This window comes from Mammaliicoccus sp. B-M6 (genome assembly GCF_022386965.1).
Taxonomy (GTDB): domain Bacteria; phylum Bacillota; class Bacilli; order Staphylococcales; family Staphylococcaceae; genus Mammaliicoccus; species Mammaliicoccus sciuri_A.
Genome location: NZ_JAJNHJ010000096.1, coordinates 1 through 273, shown reverse-complemented (window position 1 = coordinate 273; position 273 = coordinate 1). Strand labels below are relative to the sequence as shown.

At 37.0% G+C, this 273-nt stretch carries 1 tRNA gene; it reads left to right on the top strand.

Annotated elements, in window-relative coordinates:
- The first annotated feature begins 99 nt into the window (after positions 1 to 99).
- Positions 100 to 176 (top strand) — tRNA-Ile (locus LQ693_RS13590).
- The last annotated feature ends 97 nt before the right edge of the window (positions 177 to 273 follow it).

The window sequence follows — 273 nt, the reverse complement described above, 5'->3', positions numbered from 1 at the left end:
CCTCCTTTCTAAGGATATTACGGAATGACCATTAGGTCATGGAATAACGGAGACATATTGTATTCAGTTTTGAATGTTTATAACATTCAACTTAAGAATGGGCCTATAGCTCAGCTGGTTAGAGCGCACGCCTGATAAGCGTGAGGTCGATGGTTCGAGTCCATTTAGGCCCACCATTTTAAATTGCACATTGAAAACTAGATAAGTAAGTAAAATAGATTTTACCAAGCAAAAAACCGAGTGAATTTCTAACGAAATTCAACAAGCTTAATA